We start from the raw sequence: 15,380 nt of genomic DNA, 5'->3' as shown, positions 1-15,380 counted from the left end.
CGGCTAAATGGAGGCGGTTCTAAAACCGTCGAAGGGGTCACCGTCATGGCGAAGCGCACCCGTACGGCACGTGCGGCGCAGCAGAGGGCGTACACGGTCGAGGCCGAGTGGACCACTGCGGATCTGCTCCTGCTCGGGGAGCTGAAGAGAGCCGAGGCCGCCCTACCGACGGACGCACCCCGGGCCCTGATCTCGGTCCGGCTGTCCGTCCTGACGGAAGACACCACCTCTCCCGTCCGCCAGGAGCTCGACCTCCGCCGCGAGGCCCTGAACCGGGGCTGCCGCGTGGTCGGCGTCGCCAGCGACCTCAACGTGTCCGCCACGAAGGTGCCGCCGTGGAAGCGCAAGCAGCTGGGCGACTGGCTGAACAACCGGGCTCCGGAGTTCGACGTGCTCCTGTTCTGGAAGCTCGACCGGTTCATCCGCCGGCTGTCCGACCTGAACACCATGATCGACTGGGCGCTGAAGTACGGGAAGAACCTGATCTCCAAGAACGACTCGATCGACCTGACCACGGTCGTCGGCAAGATCCTGGTCACGCTCATCGGCGGGATCGCGGAGATTGAGGCCACCAACACGAGCACCCGGGTCGCGAGCCTCTGGGACTACGCCAAGACCCAGTCCTCCTGGCTGGTCGGAAAGCCTGCCTTCGGATACACCACGGCCGAGGACGAGAACGGCAGTGTGGTCCTCGTTGTCGACCCGGACGCGCGGAAGGCCCTGCACTGGTGCCGACGCATGGCCCGTCGAGGCGTCTCCGCCACCCGCATGGTCAAGCTGCTGAAGCGCGCGGGCCTCGTCAGCGACGGCCTCACGGCCACGACCCTCCTGCGCCAGCTCCGCAACCCTGCCCTGATGGGCTACCGGGCGGAGGAGGAGAAGAGGGGCGGCGCCCGCCGGTCCAAGCTCCTCCTGGACAAGGCCGGGAAGCCCATCCGGGTCGCGGAGGCCGTCTTCGTCGAGGAGGAGTTCAACGAGCTCCAGGCGGATCTCGACAAGCGCAGCAAGAGCCAGCCGCAGCGTCGGCCCGGTGGCGCCACGAAGTTCCTCGGGGTCTTCGTCTGTGTCGACTGCAAGACGAACATGCTCGAACAGCGGAACCGCGTCAAGGACCGGATGTACGAGTACCTGCGGTGCCAGGGCTGCAAGGGTGGGGGCTTGGGCGCCACCAACCCCGACGCGATCAACGCCAAGCTCGTCGTCGACGTGCTGTCGGTCATCGGGGACGAGCCCGTGCAGGTGCGCGAGTACGCGCGGGGTGCGGAGGCACGCGCCCAGGTGGCGCAGCTCCAGGAGTCCATCGCCTACTACATGAAGGAGCTGGAGCCCGGCGGCCGGTACTCCAAGACCCGGTTCACGCGCGAGCAGGCGGAGGAGACGCTGGACAGGCTGATCACCGAACTCGGAGAGATCGACCCCGAGAGCACCGAGGACCGGTGGGTGAACGTGGCCAACGGGAAGACGTTCCGGCAGCAGTGGGAGGAAGGCGGAACCGAAGCCATGGCCGCAGACCTCCTGAGGGTGGGCGTCCGGTGCGAGGTCACCCGAATCAAGGTCAAGGGTCAGCGGGCTCCCGCCGTCAAGCTGCGCCTCATGATTCCCAAGGACTACCGGGACCGGCTGATCGTCAAGGAGGACCACTTCGCGAGCAAGCTCTGACACGAGCGGCCGGTCGTGCGGCAGCCCCCGGTCGTCGAGGCCGGGGGCTGGCGTCGTCAGTGCTTGGCGGGGTCGTAGGGCTCCTCATTGCCGTCGTCGTCGACGATGACGATCTCGCTCCTGATGACCGGCACCTTCGTCTGCCCCGGAGTCCCGGCCCGCTCGACGGAGCCTCGGGGTACGGGTGCCGGGCCGGTCACCATGCCCCACCGGACCGGCCTGACTTTCCGCGTCTTCGCGCGCGACTACCCGGGTTGTGGCGAGGTCTTCGGCGATGCCGGCGGCGATGAGCGCTTCGGCCGGGGTGTGCCCGGTTCCCGCGAACCGCCATGCGCTCTCGACCACGGTCTCGCTGTCCCAGTCGGCGTACAGGTCGCTGGCGTGCTCGGCGCGTGCGGCCCGGAGCTGCCCGTATGTAGTGGAGAAGGCCCTCGTCTTGGTGAGGCAGTGGCCCCGGTAGCCGAGCATGTGGGCCCAGGCCCGGAGGCGGAGGTGTTGCAGTTCGGGAAGGCCACCGAGGCGCCAGGCGGTGGCGATGAGTGCCCGGACGTGCAGGCTGACGGGCAGGGCACGGATCTCCGCCAGGGACTCCATCCGGCGGTCGACCGCTCCCGCGGCTTCCACGCTCTTGCTCGTGCACTTGGCGACATAGGCGGCCACGGCGTCGTCCGTAAGGCGCCCGCCGTCCCCTTTCATGGTACTCGGCGACCTTGGCGGCGGAGACCCGCACCAGGGCGCGTACCTCCGTCCGGCCGACGCCCGCCCGGGTGGCGAGGTGGTGGTAGAGGTTGTCGCGGAAGGCCTTCCAGAGCGCCGGGGCCATGGCGTTCCACAGGACGTGGCCGGGGTAGTCGTAGCAGTCGGTGCAGAGCGGCTGTCCGACGAGCGGGTCCGTGTCCGGGTGGAGTCGGCCGCAGCCGTGCCGACCGCCGTGTTCGCAGCACCGGCGACGGGCCCGGTGGCACTCCCCCGCGCGGTGGACCGCGCCGAACGAGGGGGCGGTCAGGGTGACGAACAGCCGCGGGTGCGTCCGAACCGTGTCGGGGACGCCCTTGCCCCCGGTGAGGCCGGAGCGGACCAGGTGGAATGTGTCGCCGCTGTGCTCGCGTGAGCAGGTGGCGCATCGGGAGGCCCGACAGTTCCGGCAGCGGACCGAGAGCCGGCCGCCGGGTTCGGCCTCGGTCGAGTAGTGGCGCAGCACCTCCCCGGTCCCGGCGTCGAGGGTTGTGCTGTGCCCCCTGAGGTGGACCGGTTCCGCGCAGCCGCCGGTGGCGCGGACCTGATCCAGCCAGCGGTTCAGATCGGGCAGCTCGCCGAGCCGGACGAAGTCCCTTTCGACGTCGGACAGTTGGCGCAGCCGCGCCTCCCAGTCGAGGAAGGCGCGGCGTGCGGTGGGGTCGTTGTACGGGTTGCTGCGGGTCATGGCGGGTGTCTCCAGGGCCAGGGTTCGCCGGGCCCCGGCCGGGCCAGTGCTGCGCTGGCTCGGCCGGGGGTGGCGTGGTGGTGGATGGAGCCGGTCCGGCGGTCGAGGGCAGGGCCGCCGGTGAAGGTTGGGTGGGCTGGCACGGTGATCACGCCTTTCAGGCGGTGTGGGCGAGGCCCTGGACGATCCAGGTGACGGCGCGGACGACGGGGTCGGCCCAGCCGACGCGGTCGAGGTGGATACCGAGGACGCCGACGAGCAGGACGTGCCAGAGGCGCAGCTCGCCGGAGCGGACCAGGAGGTAGGTGACGACGACGAGGAAGGCGATCAGCACGGCGGTCATGTCCATCAGGCGTGGACCCCTTCGCTCGGCTCGTCCGCCTGCTGGAGGCCCGGCCAGGTCGGCGCGAGCCGGGCGTACTTCCTGGCCGCCCGGCGGGCCTGGTCGGGAGTGACGTGGATGGAGCGGGCCCTGGTCCATCGGCCGTCGGTGTCGGCGGTGATGGCGACGCCCTGTTCGGCGAGGGTGATCTGCTGCGCGGCTTCGAGGGCGTCCTTGTTGAGGTCGCCGAGCGCCATCTCCGCCGTCCCCGGATCGCTCACCCGGTGGCAGACGCGTCCGGCCAGCTGGGCACGCAGGGCGGTGACGCCGGGGCCGAGGTCCGAACCGACCCGCTGTCCGGCGACAACCAGATGGACCCCGAGGGCCGCGCCGAGCTGGGCGGGCCGGAGCAGGTTGGTGGAGATCTCCCCGACCTCCGCCTTGTCGTCCCTGGTCGCGACCAGGTACAGCTCCGCGACCTCGTCCACGATCAGGACGACGGGCATCTTGCGGAGCTTGGCCGGCAGGTCCCAGACCGAGCGCGCCCCGACCGACCGGCACAACCGCATCCGGGCCTCGGTCTCGGCCACCAGCTCGGCCAGCAGCCGTGAAGCCTCAGCCCGGGTGGATGCCAGCGCCGACAGCCGGTCCTCGAAGAGCGACAGTTCCATGCCGCCCTTGAGGTCGATGCCGAAGAGGGCAACCCGCTGCGGGGCGAGTTCCTTCACCAGCGAGGCGATCAGGGTGGACTTGCCGGAACGGGTCGCGCCGACGATCAGCCAGTGCGGCGCCCGCCGGAAGTCGACCACCCAGGCCCGGCTGTCCTCCAGCAGGCCGACCACCGCCCGCAGCACACGCTGCTTCAGTTGGTACGGCACGACGGGTGCGCGGAGCGGGTCCCATGCGAGCGCGGACAGGGTCACGAACCCGCGCTCGTCCGACACGGCCCGGACCGCATGGACCCGCCAGGTGTGCGTGAGGGCTTCCACGGCGGAGACGAAGTGCTCCGGTACCTGTCCCGGGTGGAGCCGCACCGCGACGTCGAGGCCGCCCCGCTTCAACTTCGGGATGCCCAGACGGGGCGGGACCGGCCACAGCGGGTCGCCGCGAACGACCATGTCCCCGATCAGCGCCCGCCCCGCGCGCTTGGCCACCGCGAGGCCGAGGTTGGTGGTCAGGCGACGCCACGTCACCCGGATCCGCACGACCGCGACCGGATAGCCGAGCAGGCACCACCACACGTAGGGATGGCGGCGCCGCAGGCCCGGAGCCGCGCTGAGCAGGATCAGCACCACCGCCAGCAGCGTCACCCAGAGAAGCTGGAGCACGATCACCGCCGTCCCCCGCTCTCCGAGGCCGTGTTGTGGGCCTCGGTCTCCAGGTCGCGCGCCTGGCCGACGGCCTTGGTGGCGAGGACGGCGATGTGGTCGAAGAGCAGGGCACCGTCGTCGTCCCGGCCGAACGGGTCGACCTCTTCGGCCAGGTCCCCGAGTTCGCGCAGCAGGGCCGCGCAGCTTCACCCGCGTCGCGCCGCTCATCAGGCCTCTCCGCCCTTCCGGGAGGCCGCCGGGGCCGACGCGGGAACGGGGGTGATCGCGCAACGAGACACTGCACAAGCAGGTAGCGGCGTCGATGCGACAGTCCATCGCCGCCGGGGAGTGGCCACCCGGTACGCAGTTGCCCGCGGAGACCGACCTCGCCGAGAGGTACGGAGTCTCCCGACCGACCGTCAGGCTCGCCGTCGCCGCGCTCCGCAGCGAGGGCCAGTTGGACGTGAAGCAAGGCCGCGGCACCTTCGTCCGCCCCACCGTCCACGGCCCGACCGGCACCCTGGACCGGACCGTCACCAGCCAGGGCAACACCTACTCGACGCCCACCGACACCTGGTTCGGCCACGCCGAAGAGCCCACCGTCTACCGGACCCGCACCGACGCGATCACCGCACCACTGCTGGAGATGGACCAGGACGAACTCATGCTCGACTGCGACCGCCTGCTGACCGACCCCATCGGCGGCGGCCGCGCCCTTCACCGCCTGTTGCTCCCCATGGAACGCATCGAGGCCACCCCCCTCGCCCAGCAGCCCGCCGCGACCCCGGCCGAGGCGTACGCAACACTCGCCGCCGCCGGTCACGACATCGCCTGGCGCGAACGGGCCACCGCCCGCGCCCCCCATCCCGACGAGCGCGAAGCCCTGAAGCTCTCCGAGGCCGCCGTCCTTCTGGTCACCCACCGCATCACCTACGACCAGGCCACCGGTCTTCCCCTCGTCCTCGAAGAGACCCGCCTCTACGCCGAAACCGCCGCCCTCACCTACGCCATCGAGTCCCAGCCCGCCGAAGCCGCCCACTGACTCTGTCGCAAACCTTCTCTACTTACTCAAGGGGGCGGCCCCAGCCACCCCGGCCGGGCATGCGGCCTTGCGGCCGTTCCGGGCCGGGCGCCTGGCCCGCCCACAGAGAAGCGCCCCGCCCCGCCGGCTGCCGCGCGACGGCTGATGCCGGGCGGCTCCGCGGTTCTACCCACCTCTCAGGCCCGGGGCCCGCGTCGAGCAAGACCGGGGGCCAATCGGCCAAACTGCGGTCAGGCCTAAAAGCCCTGACCGAGCCGCAGCAGCTTACGGCCCCCGATCATGCTCGACCCCAGACCAGACAGGACGCCGGCCAGAACCGCTCCGCCACCCCTGTGGCCTGTGCACCCCTACCTCTCGCCACCTGTCGCAATAGATGAGCCCAATCCCCGAAGCCGTAGCGCGACATTATGTGGAGAATCCGCAAGCTTGTAACGCCCTCGACTTTCTTCCAGAGCCCCAACCAGAGGACTCGTAAGAAAGGCAAGAAGCTCTTCGATCTCACTACTCGAAGGGCGAGGCGAGATCTCCTTCCGCAAGGCATAGATCATATTCTCGGGGCTAACGTAACCAGCCGCAATCGGGTCGTCATCAATAGCCTCTTGCACAGATAGATCTAGAATCCGCTGCAAGATCATAGAACGGCGCTCCGTGGAGTCGTAGAGCCCGTCAAGTTCATCGCGGTGATTATCGGGTCGCGCAAACGCCTCACGCATATCCGTAATTGAAATCGGATTCACGGAATGCCGCTTAAGCGTTGAGGAAAGATCTTCCAGAGTAAGCATGGCGACTTCATTCTCAACGGCCCAGTTCTTCAGCCTTGTGGCAAAGTCCGGGCCAACAACCACAACATGGTCGGCGCCATGCTTCCTTTTATGGTCACGCAATGCATCGAATTTGACGCTTGATTCCGCCACGATACCGTTTCCGGACGACTTAGAATCGACAATCACCCTATACCGGTCCCCCTGAGCCAGCTGTGCCACAGCAAGGACATCCGTACGTCCTGGGCCTCCCAGATGCTCTGTATGGAAGCCGAGATACTGGAAAGCCCTCGCTACTGCAACTTCGAACGATTTACTCTCATTTCCGTCCCTCCCGAATGCCTCCAGGTCGCACAATAGAACTTCGAGGAGATTCCCCTCGCTTTGCACTTTGGCATGCGAATCCTGGCCGACGGAATCACCTTCAGTCACCTCCGGCTGCATACTGAGAAATGATTTAAACTGCTCTCCGGTTGAAGTGGTGCGGAATCGCTGCCAGTCAACCCTTTCAACCAGGCCAGCATCCTGCAAAAACCCGAGTCGGAGACGGATCTCACCATTGGATGCCTGCGCGTATCCGTAGCGCTCTTTGGCCACACCGGTCAGAAACGAAGTCGTCGCGGGATCCTTTAGATGCTTCAAGATCTCCCCGAAGAATGAATATCTCGCATGAAGGTGACCAACTAGCGCCTTCTCATTTCCGGCATCGGTTAGCCAATAGGCCTGTGTGGTGGCCGAGAAATTATTCAAAGACGTCTGCTCGATGATTCCCGCGTGCCGGAGCGTATGCATCATCATCTGAAAGGATGCCTTGCTGATCCCGAGCTGATCTCCACAAACGCCTTGAAACTCGTCAACTGTCTTGCCGTCACCCAGCATTCCAATAAGCTTCCGGAGAGAGGAGGACGGCGTGAGCGATTCACCCTCCGAGTCCCCAGATGATTTCGCCCCCTTTGGAATGTAGCCGATGAGGGCCCTTCGCCCCCTATGACCTTCTTGATCCATCTTCGGGAGATCCGTCAGAAACTGTTCGACATCGGGGTCGATGCGGATTGACTCTTCTTTTCGATCCTGCCCTAGAGCTTCGACCGAAGAGCACGTCTCGATGCTCGCAAGAAAGGCGTCTCCAGCCTCAGTCCGAACGATCCTGAGGCCCCAGAGCTCGACCATTCCGAGACTTCGAAGCCACCCCGTGCGCCGACGCACCTGGTCAAGACTCGACCAGTTCAATCCATACGATGACTTCGCCGCTTCAAGGAGATCGTTCTGCGTCGTCGAATCCCCGATCTCCGCAAGCAGTTCGCCAAAGTACTTAACATTATCGTGGAGTTGAGCCGCCAAATATGCAGGGCTCTTATTCGATGCCCACTCATTAGCGAACGCACTGGCATTCCACCTGCCGTCGACTGCGCGCTCCACAAGGCCAGCAGAAGAGAGCTGACTCCGGCACAGATCGTCACATCTGGCGGAAAAGCCTTTCCCTGCAGGATTCTTCCACGTGATTACGTCATCCGGCGCACATGGAAGATTCTTCAGGATCTGCTCCAGGAGGAACGCTTGAGCTTCGGTTCCACCTGAAATATAGCCGATAGTGTTGGCGCGTTCGCGCCAAGGCTTGAGTTGGTGCTGCGTTGACATGGGCGCCTCCCTGTGACTCTCAACATCTCAGAGGCTACTGGCAGACACCGACAGCCTCTTCAGTCGGGCATGACTGGTTAGCCATTGCCGTGGCCAAAGATCCCGATCTATAAAATATTTGCCCTGGCAGCACGGCAAGGCCGACAGTTCCCCGTCTACCACGAGGTCCTGGCTTCCACAGCACTCCGCCGGAGAAGCTCTCGCCTGTGGCCAGCGACTGGTCGCGGATGCCGGCGACGTAGCAGCGGGAGGTAGGCGGGTCAGCGCGTTACGGATGCCACGGCTTGCCAAGTGAGTGTCCGCAGCCCTCTGCCACCTCCAAGCGACCAATCGCGAGCTGCCGGTCAGCACGGACGAGGCCCGTGCTGTTCAGGCCAGTCTTCATGGGCGTGCGTTGGCCGCGAGGCAGAGCAGTTCCTTGAGGCTCATACACCCGTCCAGAACGCCTTCCAGGCGAACCAGCGCACCGCCCCGAGCGTCGGTGTCGGCGATAGCTCGCAACTGCCCACGGTCCACACCGCACGCGACCAAGAGCGAGTTCAGCTCGCCCGCGGTCTGCCTCGCCACCCGCCAGCCGGCCGCGTAGTCCACGCCCGGAAGCCACACCCACGAGTCAGGGTCGAGGCTCGCCGCCAACTCCGCACCGAAGTCGTCGTCCCCGTCCAACTGTTCTTCAACTCCCCTGGTCAAGAACCGAACCGGGCCATCCGTGCACTGACATGCCGAGGAGCCCGATACCATCGGCATCGGGTTCCGACCCACCGGACCACCCCTCTCCCGCCAAGGTTCCGGGGTGGTCCGGCACGTGTTCGGTTGTTCTTGATCAGGTCATGTGCGGTCCCGCCCCGGCTCGTCGCAGGCGAAGATCCCCCGGAAGAGTTCCGCCTCAGTCAGGCCCATCAGCGGATCGCCGCGGCCCGTCTCCTCCCGCCGGATCCGCCGCATCAACTGCGCTCGCTGGCCGTCGGTGAAGCCGGGCTCGTCGCACCACGCCATGACGTCGGGATGTGCAGCTCGGCGCCCGGGTGAGACTGCCCGAACGGGCCAGGAGAACTGGCCGTCCAGCAGCCACCAGGTCGAGACCCGGTTCCGCCAGGCCCGCAAATTCCGGATCACCGAGCCGCTCCAGGACCAGCGGGGTACAGGCGGACCAGGGTCGGGGTCAGGTCGAGGAAGGCCAGGGCCCGCACCTCTCCCTGCGTCGCGAGCCGCTGCCCGACCGTCTGCGCCTCCGACGGTCCGAACAGCTCGGCGAAGTAGCCGTGCTGGTCCGGGCTCAGTGGAAGCACGGCGAGCGTCCGCAGCAGCGCGGCCATCGCGTCCGTCAGCTTGCTGAAGCACGCAGGTGCGGTGATGCCCCGGACTTCCACGATCACCGGGAACGGGTACTGACAGCCCGCTTCCAGTCCCGATCCACCGTGCTCTTCAGGCGCGGTCATCTCCCCGCCACTTCCCCCGCACGGCGCGGGTGCCACCGGTGGACACTGACCGTCCGTCCGTTCACCACGATGCTTCGGATCAACGCCTTCCCCAGCCCCGCGCCGCAGTAGAAGCACCGCGACGAAACCCCGGAACGCCCGCTCATTCCGCACCGCCCTTCGGGCTCACCAGAGCCCAGACGATCTTTCCTGGCCGCTTGACCCTGATGAGCAGTGGGAGCCCTCTCGACCGCTGACGGCCCGATGGGAGAGGCTGGGCCCATGGACGCACTGATCACGGCCGCCACCTCCGCAGACGAACGCCGACGCGGCGCCAGGATCGCCGTACTGCCGGTCGGCAGCTTCGAGCAGCACGGCGACCACCTGCCCCTGACCACGGACACCGTCGTCGCCAGCCTGATCGCCCAGCGGATCGCTGCCGACCACGACCTGTTCCTCCTGCCGCCGATCACGCTGTCCTGCTCCCACGAGCACGCACACATGCCCGGCACCGTCAGCATCAGCGCCGCCACGCTCTACGCAGTGATCAACGACATCTGGAAGTCGCTCCGGGCGTCCGGCGTTCCTGGCCTGCTGATCGTGAACGGGCACGGCGGGAACTACGTCCTCTCCAACGTGGTCCAGGAGGCCAACACCGAGGGCCCGCGCCTCGCCCTGTTCCCGGTCCGCGAGGACTGGCACCGGGCCCGCGAAGCCGCCGGCCTGGAGAGCACTGGCGCCGAGGACATGCACGGCGGCGAGCTGGAGGTCTCCCTGCTGCTCCACGGCGCCCCCGAACTCGTCCGGGACGGCGTAGCAGGCGACGACCACAACGCCCCAGAGCGCCCGCACCTGCTCACCCTGGGCATGGCCGGGTACACCCGGAACGGCATCATCGGCCGCCCGTCGCTCGGCACGGCCGAGAAGGGAAAGGCGCTCCTGGCCAGCCTGTCCGGGGCGGCCACCGCCCACCTGTCACTCGTAGGGGGTAACTGACTGAAGTCGAGCATCACCCAGAAGGCAGCGACGCCCGATAGAGCACAAGCGGCGTACTCGACGGAACCGAGAAGACCGCTTCAAGATCCACTCGTTCAGTGAAGGTCGCCGTCCGACCAGAATCCGTGCCTCACACGGTGCTCTCTAAGTCGGCTCCGGTCGACCTCATGGCCCGCTGCCTCCCGAAGTCGGCCGACAACGGAACTGTCAGATCGGTTCACCACGGTCAGATCGTCGTTGATCACCAGCGTGCCAAAGTCGAAGAGCACGTGATGGTTCGCACAGAGGCAGAGGACGTTGCCAACGGTGTCCGGGCCGCGATGCGGAACCCCAAGGGGAACGATGTGGGCCGCCTCTGCATAGGCGCCGCGCGGGGACTCCAGTCGGACACCACACACTTGACATGCGTAATCGTGTACGCGTTTGACGTAGTTGGCGACCGCAGTGCTCCGAACAATGCGCTGGACCGCCGTCACCATTCGACTCGGAGTCACCTCCTCGCCGGCGACTGCGTCCACTGCCGCACCCGCAGCAACCGACACCTGTCCACCTGGGGGAAGCGAGACCAAACGGAAGCGCCAGACTCGAAAGCCCGAGCGAGAGTCTTCCGACCAGTAGTCCTCGACCTTGAACAACCCGTCGTACCGATACCCACGGTCCGCCGAACGAACAACCCGGACTGGTGAGCCAGTGGCCGCACTTGTCGCCAAGGCCGCGTTGCCAAGCGTCAGTTCCTGGTTCTGTACTTGCTCGCCACTATGAGGGTCTCGCCCGCCCTGCCCGGTATAGACGATCACATCGCCGTAGTCCTCGTCGTCCTCGTACCCGCCGCTGACCACAATTGATTCGGCACCCCGGTCGGCCGTTCCTGTAATCCCTGCCTGCAGCGCACGATGCACACGAGCGCGGGAGAGCGTGGCCCGGCTGTCGAACAGCTGCCCCAGGCGAACACCCGGCACTGTCCCGATGCCGTCAGGGAGCGGCCTGTACACGACGGCGGGCTGCCCTGAGGGGAGAGCGGAGGTCAGCTCCCTGACTCTGTCCTTCTCCTCTTTTCGCGCGACACGCGCCCTGAAGAGCACTTCGCCGAGAAAGCTCTCGCGAGCAGAAGCCAACCACCCGGAGTCGTCATCGCAGACCTCTGACAACCCATCGAAGAGCTCGCGGAGCCGCTGCTCCGTCGGGATGGTCCGCCCGTCCAGGTACGAGTCGAGCGTCCGGGCACTGAGCGCGCAGTGACGCGCCACTCGCTCGGTCGACGGGCCGCCGGCCCTGCCCCAAAGATCACGCAACCTCCGGGTGAAATCCTCCTCCTCGGGTGTGCGCCCTGCCGTGGCCTTACCTCGCTGCCTAGCCGCCTCCGCCAGCCCCTCTTCCGCCGAACGCCGCCGCTCGCGCCACGTTTGCCGCTCCGACGGGCCGCCATCACCCCATGCCTGGACCATCAGGTCAAGGTTCCTGACACTTGGCAGGCGGGAACCCCGCAGCGCCTCATAGACAGCTGTACGCGATGCGCCGAGCACAATCGCCGATTCCACAGTGCCCTGGGACCGCTCTTGCAGCTCACGGAGCTCGCGCGCAAAGGAGACCAGGTGACCGGTCTCGTTCAGAGGGAGCCTACGCGACACCTCATCACTGTGAGCTTCGTCACATCCCTCTCCTAAGATCGAGTGATGCAGGTCACATCAATTGCGGCCATCCCGCTTCTGACCTGGACATAAGTAAATGTAGCCGAGTCCCGCACTGTTTTCTGCGGGATTCCAGAGCGTGAGGCTCTGGCATCGTTGCCGCTGTCGGCCGAGTCGGACGCCCCCAAAGAGGCGACGGCTCCCTGCGCGAACAGGAAGCCGTCATCACTCGTAGCCCCATCTAGAACATCCGGAGAACTACATGCACGAGGGTACGGGGAGTCCCGTGTCTACCGGAAGCGTCCAGGTCGCGGGCACCGCACCCCCCTGGGCCGCCTCCCGCTGGCTGGCCCCGGCGGGCGTCGCCGCGACCAGCGCAGGGCCGATCGCTGCCGGCCTTCAGGGCAACGTCACGATCGCTGTCATCTCGGCAGCACCGGGACTGGTGCTGGTGACGTCGTTGTTCTTCGGCGTCATCTGCCCCGCCGTCTGGTCGCGAAGGACCCAACGCCAGAAGGCAGCGCTCAATGTCCTCACCGCACTGATCGGACGAGGCTCGACCACCACGTCCACCACGCGATAGGACTCCATCGACTCGCGGCGAACGCACAGAGCCCTCCCCGAGAGAATCGGGGAGGGCTCTGTGCGTCGCTCCAAGGCCTCAGATCCACTCGATCGAGGTCTCGATGCCCGGGGCACTCCGGGCGGCGGGCAGAGGGGTCCTCCGGCCGCCTTGCCGGGCCTTCCCGGGGGCCGGGGTGGGCCCGTCCGGGGCGCGCGTCAGGCCGAGCACGCCCAGGACGAGCTCCCGCTCACCCTCCGGAAGGCTGTGAAGTAAGTCACACAGCTCGTCCACCGTGTCACTCACGCCGATGCCTACTTCTGCTGGCCAGGGCCGCCGACGACCGTCAGCGGCAGCAGCTTCTTGCCGGTGGGGCCGATCTGGATGTCGAGGTCGAGCTGCGGGCAGACGCCGCAGTCGAAGCAGGGGGTCCAGCGGCAGTCGTCCACCTCGACCTCCTCCAGGGCGTCCTGCCAGTCCTCCCAGAGCCAGTCCTTGTCGAGACCGCTGTCCAGGTGGTCCCAGGGCAGCACCTCCTCGTAGGTGCGCTCACGGGTGGTGTACCAGTCGACGTCCACGCCCGTGCCGGCCAGGCCCTTCTCGGCGGAGGCCATCCAGCGGTCGTACGAGAAGTGCTCGCGCCAGCCGTCGAAACGGCCGCCGTCCTCGTAGACCGCCCGGATGACGGCGCCGATCCGGCGGTCGCCGCGCGAGAGCAGGCCCTCGACGATGCCGGGCTTGCCGTCGTGGTAGCGGTAGCCGATGTTCTTGCCGTACTTGCGGTCGCCGCGGATGGAGTCGCGCAGCTTGGCCAGGCGGGCGTCGGTGGCCTCGGCGGACAGCTGCGGGGCCCACTGGAACGGGGTGTGCGGCTTGGGCACGAACCCGCCGATGGAGACGGTGCAGCGGATGTCGTTCTGGCCGGTGACCTCGCGGCCCTTCTGGATGACGTTCTTCGCCATCTCACCGATCTGGAGCACGTCGTCGTCGGTCTCGGTGGGCAGGCCGCACATGAAGTACAGCTTCACCTGGCGCCAGCCGTTGCCGTAGGCGGTGGCGACGGTGCGGATGAGGTCCTCCTCCGACACCATCTTGTTGATCACCTTGCGCATGCGCTCACTGCCGCCCTCGGGGGCGAAGGTGAGCCCTGAGCGGCGGCCGTTGCGGCTCAGCTCGTTGGCGAGGTCGATGTTGAAGGCGTCGACGCGGGTGGACGGCAGCGACAGGCCGATCTTGTCCTCGGTGTAGCGGTCCGCGAGGCCCCTGGCGATGTCGCCGATCTCGGTGTGGTCGGCGGAGGAGAGCGACAGGAGGCCGACCTCCTCGAAGCCGGTGGCCTTGAGCCCGCGTTCCACCATCTCGCCGATGCCGGTGATGCTTCGCTCCCGCACGGGGCGCGTGATCATGCCGGCCTGACAGAAACGGCAGCCGCGGGTACAGCCGCGGAAGATCTCGACGGACATCCGCTCGTGCACGGTCTCGGCGAGCGGGACGAGCGGCTGCTTGGGGTAGGGCCACTCGTCGAGGTCCATGACGGTGTGCTTGGAGACCCGCCACGGGACGCCGGGGGCGTTCGGCACGACGCGGCCGATCCGGCCGTCGGGCAGGTACTCGACGTCGTAGAAGGCGGGCACGTACACGCCGCCGGTGCGCGCGAGGCGCAGCAGCAGCTCCTCGCGACCGCCGGGGCGGCCCTCCTCCTTCCAGGCCCGGACGATCCGGGTGATGTCGAGCACGGCCTGCTCGCCGTCGCCGACCACGGCGCAGTCGATGAAGTCCGCGATCGGCTCGGGGTTGAACGCGGCGTGGCCGCCGGCCAGCACGATCGGGTCCTCGTCGGTCCGGTCCCGGGCGTTCAGCGGGATGCCGGCCAGGTCGAGGGCCGTGAGCATGTTGGTGTAGCCGAGCTCGGTGGAGAAGGAGAGCCCGAACACGTCGAAGGCGCGCACCGGCCGGTGGGCGTCGACGGTGAACTGGGGGACGCGGTGCTCGCGCATCAACGCCTCCAGGTCCGGCCAGACGCTGTAGGTGCGCTCGGCCAGCACACCCTCCTGCTCGTTGAGCACCTCGTAGAGGATCATGACGCCCTGGTTGGGCAGGCCGACCTCGTAGGCGTCGGGGTACATCAGCGCCCAGTGGACGTCGCAGGCGTCCCAGTCCTTGACGGTCGAGTTGAGCTCGCCGCCGACGTACTGGATCGGCTTCTGGACGTGCGGGAGGAGGGCCTCCAGGCGTGGGAAGACCGATTCGACAGTCATGTACTAGGAACCCTTACGACGTTTGATGGCCGCCGTGCTCACCGATGGGCGACGGCTGGGAGGGGTGACCCTCAAGGGTAGCCGAATCGCGGCAGGCTCATCCCGGCCGGCCCGTGCCGCGCTCCGCGGCCGGGGCCGCTCCGGCGGGTGAACGGCGCCCTACGGCGCGGCGTCGACGGTGGTTGACACGTTCGAAGGACGCGTGCGCTACTGGCAAGGCTCTGCCGGAGGGTCCTGCACGCCGTCGAGGCAAGGGAGTTGACCATGCACAAGGCAACCGGCCCCGGCCTCCTGCCCGGGACCGTGGTCCTCCCGCCCGGAGCCGCGGGCGGCTGACCCCGCGGGCGGCCCGGCGCAGGCCCC

General features: G+C 67.4%; 13 protein-coding genes and 1 pseudogene. 4 read left to right on the top strand and 10 right to left on the bottom strand.

Annotated elements, in window-relative coordinates; genetic code table 11:
* The first annotated feature begins 45 nt into the window (after positions 1–45).
* Positions 46–1,659 carry a recombinase family protein gene (locus ACFWIC_RS23970; RefSeq protein WP_380519990.1) on the top strand — a complete coding sequence of 538 codons (1,614 nt, stop codon included), beginning with the start codon at positions 46–48 and terminating at the stop codon, positions 1,657–1,659.
* A gap of 84 nt (positions 1,660–1,743) precedes the next feature.
* On the opposite strand, the gene ACFWIC_RS23965 is transcribed toward ACFWIC_RS23970, so the two are convergent.
* The 4 genes and pseudogenes from ACFWIC_RS23965 to ACFWIC_RS23950 all read right to left on the bottom strand — a co-directional run bounded on the left by ACFWIC_RS23965 (position 1,744) and on the right by ACFWIC_RS23950 (position 4,732).
* On the bottom strand, positions 1,744–2,319 hold the full coding sequence (locus ACFWIC_RS23965) for a replication initiator (RefSeq protein WP_380519989.1): 576 nt from the start codon (positions 2,317–2,319) through the stop codon (positions 1,744–1,746).
* Between the two features lie 85 nt (positions 2,320–2,404).
* Positions 2,405–3,082 (bottom strand): annotated as a pseudogene (locus ACFWIC_RS23960) (replication initiator); the annotation flags it as partial.
* 157 nt (positions 3,083–3,239) lie between these two features.
* Complete coding sequence (locus tag ACFWIC_RS23955) at positions 3,240–3,431, bottom strand: hypothetical protein (protein ID WP_320440943.1); 192 nt, start codon at positions 3,429–3,431, stop codon at positions 3,240–3,242.
* Positions 3,431–4,732, bottom strand: coding sequence for an FtsK/SpoIIIE domain-containing protein (locus tag ACFWIC_RS23950; protein ID WP_380519988.1), 1,302 nt, complete (start codon positions 4,730–4,732; stop codon positions 3,431–3,433). Before ACFWIC_RS23950 ends, ACFWIC_RS23955 begins: the two co-directional genes overlap by 1 nt.
* A gap of 280 nt (positions 4,733–5,012) precedes the next feature.
* Here ACFWIC_RS23950 and ACFWIC_RS23945 point away from each other — a divergent pair, with 280 nt between their 5' ends.
* Complete coding sequence (locus tag ACFWIC_RS23945; RefSeq protein ID WP_380520001.1) at positions 5,013–5,756, top strand: GntR family transcriptional regulator; 744 nt, start codon at positions 5,013–5,015, stop codon at positions 5,754–5,756.
* Between the two features lie 347 nt (positions 5,757–6,103).
* On the opposite strand, the gene ACFWIC_RS23940 is transcribed toward ACFWIC_RS23945, so the two are convergent.
* The 4 genes from ACFWIC_RS23940 to ACFWIC_RS23925 form a co-directional block, all read right to left on the bottom strand.
* Positions 6,104–8,155, bottom strand: a complete 2,052-nt coding sequence (locus ACFWIC_RS23940) for a hypothetical protein (RefSeq protein ID WP_380519987.1) — start codon at positions 8,153–8,155, stop codon at positions 6,104–6,106.
* 381 nt (positions 8,156–8,536) lie between these two features.
* A complete protein-coding gene (locus tag ACFWIC_RS23935) occupies positions 8,537–8,821 on the bottom strand; it encodes a hypothetical protein (RefSeq protein WP_380519986.1) in 285 nt (94 codons plus the stop codon).
* A 162-nt stretch (positions 8,822–8,983) separates the two neighbouring features.
* The gene (locus ACFWIC_RS23930) at positions 8,984–9,151 is read right to left on the bottom strand and encodes a hypothetical protein (protein ID WP_380519985.1); all 168 of its coding nucleotides are present in this window, start codon (positions 9,149–9,151) and stop codon (positions 8,984–8,986) included.
* Between the two features lie 116 nt (positions 9,152–9,267).
* Positions 9,268–9,594 (bottom strand): hypothetical protein, encoded by a 327-nt coding sequence (locus ACFWIC_RS23925; RefSeq protein ID WP_380519984.1) that lies wholly within the window; start codon positions 9,592–9,594, stop codon positions 9,268–9,270.
* 261 nt (positions 9,595–9,855) lie between these two features.
* Between ACFWIC_RS23925 and ACFWIC_RS23920 the strand changes: the two genes are divergently transcribed.
* Positions 9,856–10,569 (top strand): creatininase family protein, encoded by a 714-nt coding sequence (locus tag ACFWIC_RS23920; protein ID WP_380519983.1) that lies wholly within the window; start codon positions 9,856–9,858, stop codon positions 10,567–10,569.
* A 95-nt stretch (positions 10,570–10,664) separates the two neighbouring features.
* Here ACFWIC_RS23920 and ACFWIC_RS23915 read toward each other — a convergent pair whose 3' ends face one another.
* On the bottom strand, positions 10,665–12,197 hold the full coding sequence (locus ACFWIC_RS23915; protein WP_380519982.1) for a YDG/SRA domain-containing protein: 1,533 nt from the start codon (positions 12,195–12,197) through the stop codon (positions 10,665–10,667).
* Positions 12,198–12,483: 286 nt separating this feature from the next.
* Between ACFWIC_RS23915 and ACFWIC_RS23910 the strand changes: the two genes are divergently transcribed.
* Positions 12,484–12,780: a hypothetical protein gene (locus ACFWIC_RS23910; protein ID WP_380519981.1), complete on the top strand. Its 297-nt coding sequence runs from the start codon at positions 12,484–12,486 to the stop codon at positions 12,778–12,780.
* A gap of 293 nt (positions 12,781–13,073) precedes the next feature.
* Here ACFWIC_RS23910 and ACFWIC_RS23905 read toward each other — a convergent pair whose 3' ends face one another.
* Positions 13,074–15,017 carry a TIGR03960 family B12-binding radical SAM protein gene (locus ACFWIC_RS23905; protein ID WP_380519980.1) on the bottom strand — a complete coding sequence of 648 codons (1,944 nt, stop codon included), beginning with the start codon at positions 15,015–15,017 and terminating at the stop codon, positions 13,074–13,076.
* Positions 15,018–15,380 lie beyond the last annotated feature (363 nt).

This window comes from Kitasatospora sp. NPDC127035 (genome assembly GCF_042726075.1).
Classification (GTDB): Bacteria; Actinomycetota; Actinomycetes; order Streptomycetales; family Streptomycetaceae; genus Kitasatospora.
Note: the sequence above shows the minus strand (reverse complement) of the source record. Positions and strands in the feature narration are given on the sequence as shown.